This is a genomic window from bacterium (assembly GCA_040755795.1).
Taxonomy (GTDB): Bacteria; UBA9089; CG2-30-40-21; order CG2-30-40-21; family SBAY01; genus JBFLXS01.
The window spans coordinates 1-8,286 of the sequence record JBFLXS010000166.1; the positions used below are offsets into that span (position 1 = coordinate 1).

General features: G+C 37.0%; 8 protein-coding genes. 5 read left to right on the top strand and 3 right to left on the bottom strand.

Annotated features, from left to right (window positions below; all coding sequences use genetic code 11):
• Nucleotides 1-258: 258 nt before the first annotated feature.
• Nucleotides 259-393: a hypothetical protein gene (locus AB1414_11355; protein ID MEW6608028.1), complete on the bottom strand. Its 135-nt coding sequence runs from the start codon at nt 391-393 to the stop codon at nt 259-261.
• An 81-nt stretch (nt 394-474) separates the two neighbouring features.
• On the bottom strand, nt 475-1,758 hold the full coding sequence (gene hemL / locus AB1414_11360) for a glutamate-1-semialdehyde 2,1-aminomutase (GenBank protein MEW6608029.1): 1,284 nt from the start codon (nt 1,756-1,758) through the stop codon (nt 475-477).
• A 172-nt stretch (nt 1,759-1,930) separates the two neighbouring features.
• On the opposite strand from hemL, the gene AB1414_11365 reads away from it, so the two are divergent.
• The 3 genes from AB1414_11365 (at nt 1,931) to AB1414_11375 (ending at nt 3,129) form a co-directional block, all read left to right on the top strand.
• Nucleotides 1,931-2,272 carry a DUF559 domain-containing protein gene (locus AB1414_11365; protein MEW6608030.1) on the top strand — a complete coding sequence of 114 codons (342 nt, stop codon included), beginning with the start codon at nt 1,931-1,933 and terminating at the stop codon, nt 2,270-2,272.
• A gap of 168 nt (nt 2,273-2,440) precedes the next feature.
• Nucleotides 2,441-2,872 carry a nucleotidyltransferase domain-containing protein gene (locus tag AB1414_11370; protein MEW6608031.1) on the top strand — a complete coding sequence of 144 codons (432 nt, stop codon included), beginning with the start codon at nt 2,441-2,443 and terminating at the stop codon, nt 2,870-2,872.
• 8 nt (nt 2,873-2,880) lie between these two features.
• Nucleotides 2,881-3,129, top strand: a complete 249-nt coding sequence (locus AB1414_11375) for a HEPN domain-containing protein (protein ID MEW6608032.1) — start codon at nt 2,881-2,883, stop codon at nt 3,127-3,129.
• A gap of 188 nt (nt 3,130-3,317) precedes the next feature.
• Here the strand turns inward: AB1414_11375 and dxs are convergent, their stop codons facing one another.
• On the bottom strand, nt 3,318-5,189 hold the full coding sequence (gene dxs, locus AB1414_11380) for a 1-deoxy-D-xylulose-5-phosphate synthase (GenBank protein ID MEW6608033.1): 1,872 nt from the start codon (nt 5,187-5,189) through the stop codon (nt 3,318-3,320).
• A gap of 269 nt (nt 5,190-5,458) precedes the next feature.
• On the opposite strand from dxs, the gene AB1414_11385 reads away from it, so the two are divergent.
• Both AB1414_11385 and cmk read left to right on the top strand, forming a co-directional pair.
• Nucleotides 5,459-5,968 (top strand): DJ-1/PfpI family protein, encoded by a 510-nt coding sequence (locus tag AB1414_11385; protein ID MEW6608034.1) that lies wholly within the window; start codon nt 5,459-5,461, stop codon nt 5,966-5,968.
• 697 nt (nt 5,969-6,665) lie between these two features.
• The gene (gene cmk / locus AB1414_11390; GenBank protein MEW6608035.1) at nt 6,666-7,955 is read left to right on the top strand and encodes a (d)CMP kinase; all 1,290 of its coding nucleotides are present in this window, start codon (nt 6,666-6,668) and stop codon (nt 7,953-7,955) included.
• Nucleotides 7,956-8,286 lie beyond the last annotated feature (331 nt).

Consider the following 8,286-nt stretch of genomic DNA (forward strand, 5'->3'; position numbering starts at 1 on the left):
ATTGATGGTGGTTGGCAACAACGAACTCCGGCAATGGCTGCTGGTCTAACCGACCACGTTTGGAGTATAGAGGAATGGCTTACCTATCCGGTTAGAGGAAGTTAGCTAATTTCGGACACCACCCTAATTACGGACACGGATTATGAATTTTCAGTGTTTCATCCGTGTCTATCTGTGGCTGAATAATTACAATTAGAGGAACAAAGAATGGATTTAATCGCTTACCGAAATAAAGAAATTGAAAAAAAAAGAATGTAACTATTCACCACGAAGAGCACGAAGGTCACGAAGATTGGACAAGACAAATCTTTTTATGCGTTCTTTTAACCTTTCTACATTGAAATTTATTAACAAGCAAACTTTAATATTTGCTAACTTTATTAGATATTTCATCAAATTTCACTTCGTGTTCTTCGTGTCCTTCGTGGTTTAATCTCTTTTACTCTAACAACCACATCAACACAGTAGTCTGACCTAATTTTTCTGACTTACTGCTTTGAATCCATATTTGCTTGCTTCTATTGTTTTTTCAATATCCTGCGTTGTATGAGCACTGGAGACAAAACCTGCCTCAAATTGAGAGGGGGCTAAATAAATCCCTTGATTTAACATCTCTTTGAAAAATGTGGCATAAGCAATAATATCTGCTTTCTTAGCCGATTGGTAATCAACGACCTCCTCATCAGTGAAAAAGATACAGAATAAAGAGGCAATTTTAGTCACAAATGGTTTTATTCCACAATCTTTTGCCACATCTTGTAGCCCCTGGACTAACAGTGTTGTTTTTTTATCCAGTTCTTCATAGATGTCAGGGAGTATTTTAAGTGTCTGGATGCCGGCTTGCATAGCGATTGGATTACCGGATAAAGTTCCCGCCTGATAAACACCGCCCAGAGGAGCAACCAGCTCCATAATTTCTCTTTTCCCACCATAAGCACCAACGGGAAATCCACCGCCAATGATTTTTCCCAGACAGGTTATATCTGGTTTTATTCCATAGAGTTGTTGAGCACCACCATAAGCAACCCTAAATCCAGTAATCACCTCATCAAAGATAAGTAAAATGCCATATTGTTGACTAATTTCTCGTAATCCCTGTAAAAATCCTTTTTTGGGTAGGATTAATCCCATATTTGCGGCAACGGGTTCGACGATTACGCAAGCGATTTGTTCCCCTTGTTTTTTTATCACCTCTTTGATGCTCTCAATATCATTGTAAGGTAAAGTAATCGTGAGATTAGCCAGGTCTTTGGGTATACCCAGACTATCCGGGATACCTAATGTTGTCGCCCCTGACCCTGCCTTAACTAACAAACTATCACTATGTCCATGGTAACAACCTTCAAATTTAACTATCTTATCTCGTTTTGTATAACCTCTGGTTAATCTAATGGCACTCATTACTGCCTCAGTGCCAGAATTGACCATTCGGATGAGTTCAATTGATGGTATTGCCTCGATTATCTTTTTGGCTAATTCGAGTTCTATTTCAGTTGACGCACCAAAGGTTGTCCCTTTATCGCAGGCGTGTTTTACTGCCTCAATGATTTGAGGATGGCAATGTCCTAAAATGAGCGGTCCCCAGGAACAGACATAGTCAATATATTCATTGCCATTGGCATCATAAATCTTTGACCCAAAACCGCGCTCAATGAATAGTGGGTTGAGACCAACAGCCTTAAAAGCCCTGACTGGACTATTCACACCACCAACAAGGTATTGATTTGCTTTTTTAAATAGGTCTATGCGTCCTTCCATTGGTAGGTAATTATACACTATGAGGTTAATGAGGTCAAGAGATTTTTTAAAGAAACTTACCCATATAGCGGTTATTAACTGGAAGTTTACATAGGATAATATCCATAAATAAGGCATAAGAATAATCGTTCCGTTAGGAACATAATATTGGTAGAAATAGATAGACAAATCAATACAGTTCCGTCGGAACGATATATTGGTAGAAAATTTAATTCTAAGTAAAGTTTTGAATAATAACTGCTATAAGTGCTATATAATCGAAGTAGATGGATTGACTCATTATTGTGAAAAAACAGTGATAAAAGATAAGGAGAAGGATTTGATTAAAGCAGGGTTTAAGGTATTAAGGTTTTCTAATGAGGATGTATTAAATAGGATTGATGAAGTTACCCAGACTATTGAGATGGTTATAGACAGAAATCCATCCCCTAACCCCCGCCCTTATCCTTACCCACAAGTTTTAGTGGACACCGTGAAGCGTGAGAAGAAAGAGGTTTTAATAATTGATAATTGACAATTGACAATTCACCATTCACCATTATTAAGGAAATTTAGGGGAAAAATTGTGAATGGTGAATTGTGAATGAATGCATAGTTAATAACATTGTCCAGTAAAAGATGTGGGTAAGGATAAGAATCCGCCAGCGGGGGAGATCCTAACCGCACAGGTGGAAACTTTTTGTTGACACAGGATAGAATTTCTGCTATAATATATCCAGATGGTGCAAAAATGGATAAACAGTCCAAAATACCCAAAAAGCAATTTCCTATCAGTAAAGTAACACTACAAAAGGTCAAGAAAGTTATTGAAAAGATTATTGAAACTAATAATCCCAGTAAGGTTATACTTTTTGGTTCTTATATCACCGGAAAGTTGAATATCAATAGTGACCTTGATGTGCTGGTTGTATCTGCTAATAGGGTTGAAAGCCCTCGAAAAGAGAGTGTTCGCATCCGTAGAGCATTAAAAGGGATTTTGATGCCTATGGATATTATAGTTGTCAATAAAAGCGATCTGGAAGAGTTAAGAGATACACCAATGCTGATTTACAGAGAAGCTCTCCGTAATGGGAAGTTTGTTTCCATTCCCAGCAAGCAGTTGAGAAGGCATTAAAATCTGTTCTGCTATTTCATAAGATAGACTTTCCTTTTACCCACGATATTCAAGAATTGCTTGATACCCTTGAATCCGCTAAAATTTCTATCCCTTCTGAAATACAAGATATTGATATATTAACACCTTATGCAGTAGAAACTCGCTACCCAGGATATTGGGGAGAAATTTTGGATAACGATGTAACAGAAGCCATTATGTTAGCAGAGAAAACAATTAAATGGGCAAGCAGGTCTGTTCAAAAATTTAAAGAATAATCGTAACCGTTCAACCACAAAGCCACTAAGGCACTAAGAAAATCAAATTAAAAACAAGGTTTTAACCTTTATGTCTTGATGGCATATAATTCTTTTTCTTCGGCAATAGATTCTTCTACTATGTTTATTTTTATATTCTTTGTGTCTTGGTGACTTGGTGGCTGAATAGTTACGAATAATCGAAATAGTTACAAAAATTTCTTAATAGATTGAGTAATTCCCTCAACATCTAACCCATACTTTTTAAAAAGTATCTCACTTGCTCCGTGTTCGATAAATTGGTCTGGAAATCCCAGACATTTAACCCTGACATCCTGAATTTGATTTGCATTTAATAACTCCAGAATAGCACTTCCAAATCCACCACTAACAATATGGTCTTCGATGGTGATGATTTTTTTAGTTTTGAGATTTAAAATCAGGGTTTTATCTAATGGTTTAACAAATCGGGTATTGACGACGCCGATGTTTTTTAAGTTTTTCGCCACCTCTAAAGCGGGATAGACCATTTTCCCCAGAGCAAGAATAACTGCCTCATTACCTTCGACTAAAACTTCGGCTTCACCAATTTTAAAAGGGGTTTGTTTTTCTTCAATCTTAACTGTGCCACCTCTTGGGTAACGAATAGCACAAGGTTGATTACTTGAGATAGCCAGATTCAGCATCATTACAAGTTCTGTTGTATCTTTTGGGGACATAATAACCAGATTAGGGATATGTCGTAAATAAGCAATGTCAAACAAGCCTTGATGAGTCGGTCCATCTTCACCAACTACTCCTGCCCGGTCAATACAAAATACCACAGGTAAATTCATCAGACAGACATCATGCAAAATCTGGTCATAAGCTCGTTGTAAGAATGTAGAATAAATTGCACAAACAGGTTTAAGTCCCATTGAAGCCATTCCTGCGGCAAATGTCACGGCATGCGCTTCGGCAATACCTACATCAAAAAACCTTTCCGGATGACTTTCTTTAAAATATTTTAATCCTGTGCCTTCAGCCATAGCCGCCGTAATTGCTACAATCTTTGAATTATTTTTCGCTAAATCAGTTAAAGTTTTCCCCATCACTGTTGAAAATGATAATTTCTCATTCTCCAATGGTTTGCCAGTGGCAATGTCAAAAGGGCTTGTTCCATGAAACCACTCAGGATTTTTCTCTGCCGGCTCATAACCTTTACCTTTTTTCGTAAAGATATGTAAAAGACGAGGACCTTTTAAGTCTTTAATCTTTCCTAAAACATTAATTAATAAATCCAGGTTATGTCCGTCAATAGGACCAAAATATCTAAATCCTAATTCTTCAAATAATGCCCCATGAATTAATATATTTTTTATCCCCTCTTCTACTTTTTTAACTAATGTGCTCATTGGTGTGCCAATTCTGGGGACTTTAGTAATTAACTCTTGAATATCTTCTCGCAATCGAGAATAAATAGGCATCGTTATAAGTCTATTCAAATAACCGGCAAGTGCACCAATCGTCCTTGAGATAGACATTTCGTTACTGTTTAAAATAACCAGCAAATCTTTTTGAAGTTGGCCGGCATGATTTAATGACTCAAAAGCCATTCCACCAGATAATGCCCCATCACCAATAACCACGACTATTTTCTTTGCCCCATCACCTTCAAATTCTTTCGCTATTGCCAAACCTAATCCGGCGGAGATAGAAGTGCTGGCATGACCGGTATTAAACACATCATAATACGATTCTTCTCGCTTGGGGAAACCTGATATTCCACCATATTGTCGTAATGTCTGAAACTGTGATTTTCTACCTGTAAGTAATTTATGGGCATAACATTGATGACCAACATCCCAGATAATTTTATCAACAGGGGTATTGTAAATATAATGAAGGGCAATAGTTAATTCTACCACTCCCAGATTAGAGGACAGATGTCCACCTGTGTTTGAAACGGTTTTGATTATCTCTTGCCGTATTTCATCTGCAATCTTTTTTAATTGGCTAATATTTAGTTTTTTAAGTTCTGCTGGAGAAGAAATCTCTTTAAGTAACTCCATTGTTCCCATCTTAATTTTATTATACACCATTTAATTAAAATTTGCAATAATTTTTTTTGTAACTGTTCACCGCACAGACACAGAGACTTAGAGAAAAACAGCGTCTCTGCGGTAAATTACCACCTGAACGGTTACGATATTTTTAAAAAATTCTCGGTCAGCCTCTTGACTTATGATAAAATTTCTGCTATCCTATTTTTTAGAAGGTGTAAAAATGACTAAACAGTTCAAAAGACCCAAAAAACAATTTCCTATTAGTCCAAAAAACAATTTCCTATTAGTAAAATAAGGAGGTAAAAATGTCAAAAAAAGTGGTAATGATAATTGCAGGGATAAATTTCCGTGATGAGGAATACAAGGTGCCAAGAGCGATTTTAGAAAAGGCAGGAGTAGAAATCAAGGTCGCTTCTTCAGTAACGAAGCCTTGCCGTGGAGTGTTAGGAATGACAGTCACGCCGGATATACTTATTAGCGAAATTAATGTTGGAGATTACGAGGCGATAATATTTGTTGGAGGAGGTGGGTCATCTGAATACTGGAATAATGAAACCGCCTTATCTATCGCCAGAGAGTGTATTAAGTTAGATAAACTTTTATGTGCCATTTGTATTGCTCCGGTTACATTAGCTAATGCAGGGGTCCTGAACGGCAAAAAGGCAACCGTTTTTTCTTCAGAAATAGCCAGATTAAAAAATAAAGGCGTCAATTACACCGGTAGAGATGTCGAAATTGATGGCAAAATTATCACGGCAAACGGTCCTGCCGCCGCAGGTAAATTTGGTGAAGCAATCGCTAAGGCTTTAGAGTAATGGTAACCATTCAGGTAATCCTTTACCGCAGAAACGCAGAGAGGAAAATATCTTTTTTTTTCGTGTTTTTCGCGTTTTTCGGTGTTTAAAAAGGCTTAAAAACAGTTAGTCGAAAATCCGTATTAAAAGATTAATAAACAACGAAAGGCCCGAAATGCACACAAAAAAGGAAATTTCGGGGCGGTTCCTTTTATCGTTTTTCCTATGATTTCTTTCGAATGTCACTTGTAAGCGTTCACAGAAAGTTGAAATTGGAAATTAGAAATTGGGCTTTTACTTCTTTCCCTAATTTCTAATTTCGAATTTCCAATTTTAACTTCATTTTCTAACCGCAATCTTTCAAACAAAAGTGAACCGTCCCGAAATTTCTGTCTCTGGTGAATAGATTTTAATTTTTTCTCTGTGTCTCTGCGGTGAACGGTTACGATTTTCTTTTGTTGACTGCACGAGTTTTGTTATTGCAAAAAGACTTAAGATAAAAGAGGTCTTTGCCGTTGATGATGACTTTGTTATTATGGGGTTTATATCCCGACCATAGGAAGAAGCCTTTTGGATAAAAGGTTATGGTTAAGAAACCGGTATGGAAGTTGGGTTAGGAGGTTGGTAATCCTGAACTTGATTCAGGATGGATAATATCAACGATTGATTGCGTGGAGATATAAAAATACCAACTTCATAACCCTTAAAGGAATTAATCATGAGAAAATGGATAATCGCTATCGACGGCCCTGCGGGTGCAGGAAAAAGCACGGTGGCAAAAATAGTCGCTAAAAAACTAAAAATTAAATATATAGATTCTGGGGCTATTTATCGCGCTATTACCTGGAAAGGATTAGAACAAAAGATTGATTTGAGTGATAAAGAGGCTGTAATTGAACTAACAAAGAAGATTAAGGTTGAGTTAAAATCAAAGAAAAGTGTCTTTGTTGATGGCAAAGAGGTAACCAGAGAAATTAGAAAACCTGTAATTGACCAGAATATCTCTCTTGTGGCGAAAAATGAAGGAGTAAGAACCCAGGTAGTGAAATTGCTTCAAGAATTAAGTGAAACAGGCGGCGTAATTATGGAAGGACGAGATATTACTACGGTTGTCTTACCCAATGCGGATGTTAAATTTTATCTCGATGCAGATGTTTTAACCAGAGCAAATAGAAGGTATAAAGAATTATTGGAAAAGGGCGAAACGGATATAAATTTTAATCAAATTCAACAAGACATCGAATATCGAGATATGCAGGATAAATCAAGAACTACTGGTCCATTAGTCAAAACCAATGATGCAATTTACCTTGATACCTCCAATCTAACGATAAATCAGGTTACCTCTGCTATTATCAAAAGGATACGAGATATTCAAAGATTTAATCACCAGAATAAATTATATTTCATGATATATCTAATCGAGAGGATACTTTTTAGAATATTATTTAATTTTAAAGTAAGTGGGCAAGAAAATATCCCATTAACTGGTGGGGTATTAATTGCCGCAAATCATCAAAGCTACGCTGACCCACCGGTGATAGGTGCGGCGTTACCAAGAGAGGTATATTTTATGGCAAAACAAGAACTATTTAATCATACCTACCTTGGCTGGCTTATCAGTAATTTAAATTCATTCCCGGTTAACCAGACAACAGTTACTGCACAAACATTTAAAAAAACCATAAGTTTAGTGGAACAAGGATATGGAGTTGTGATATTCCCTGAGGGACAACGAAGTTTTGATGGTAAATTACAATTAGCAAAACCAGGGATAGGGCTGATTCTATGTAAGGCGATTGAGAAATGTCCCCAGGTTAAACTTATTCCTGCAAAAATATTGGGCACGGATAAGGTCTTACCGCGAGGGTCAAACAAGATTAAGTTTTGCAATGTTGAGGTAAGATTTGGAAAACCAATTGATATAAATCAATTTAGTCATCTTTCTTCTAAAGAAAAATATCAGGCAATTGCGGATATGATTATGGAAAAGATAGATAATCTGTAACCATTCACCGCAGAGTTCTCTTTCCCTCTGGTAACTATTCAGCCACTGATTAACACGGATTAGCACGCATAAATCCAAAAGTCAGAAGACAGAGGTCAGAGGCGGGTTGTCCCACGCTGGTGGTGATTGGGGGTGGACTGTCCCCCGCTGGCGGGGGATTAAAGGGGTGGAAGTTATAGCGGTTATTAACCAAATTTTTACATACTGGAGTTTCGTGAATTTTCATAAGAGTTCAGGTAGGATAAAAATAAGGAGAAAGGGAGAAGATGGAGAAGTGGAGAAAAGAAGAGTTAAGTGATGGGATTATTAATGCCTGTATTAATGTCCATCA

Coding starts and splice junctions, on each gene's coding strand:
- cmk (MEW6608035.1), top strand. CDS start 6,666: ATGAGAAAATGGATAATCGCTATCGACGGCCCTGCGGGTGCAGGAAAA.
- AB1414_11355 (MEW6608028.1), bottom strand. CDS start 393: ATGAAATATCTAATAAAGTTAGCAAATATTAAAGTTTGCTTGTTAATA.
- hemL (MEW6608029.1), bottom strand. CDS start 1,758: ATGGAAGGACGCATAGACCTATTTAAAAAAGCAAATCAATACCTTGTT.
- dxs (MEW6608033.1), bottom strand. CDS start 5,189: ATGGTGTATAATAAAATTAAGATGGGAACAATGGAGTTACTTAAAGAG.
- AB1414_11385 (MEW6608034.1), top strand. CDS start 5,459: ATGTCAAAAAAAGTGGTAATGATAATTGCAGGGATAAATTTCCGTGAT.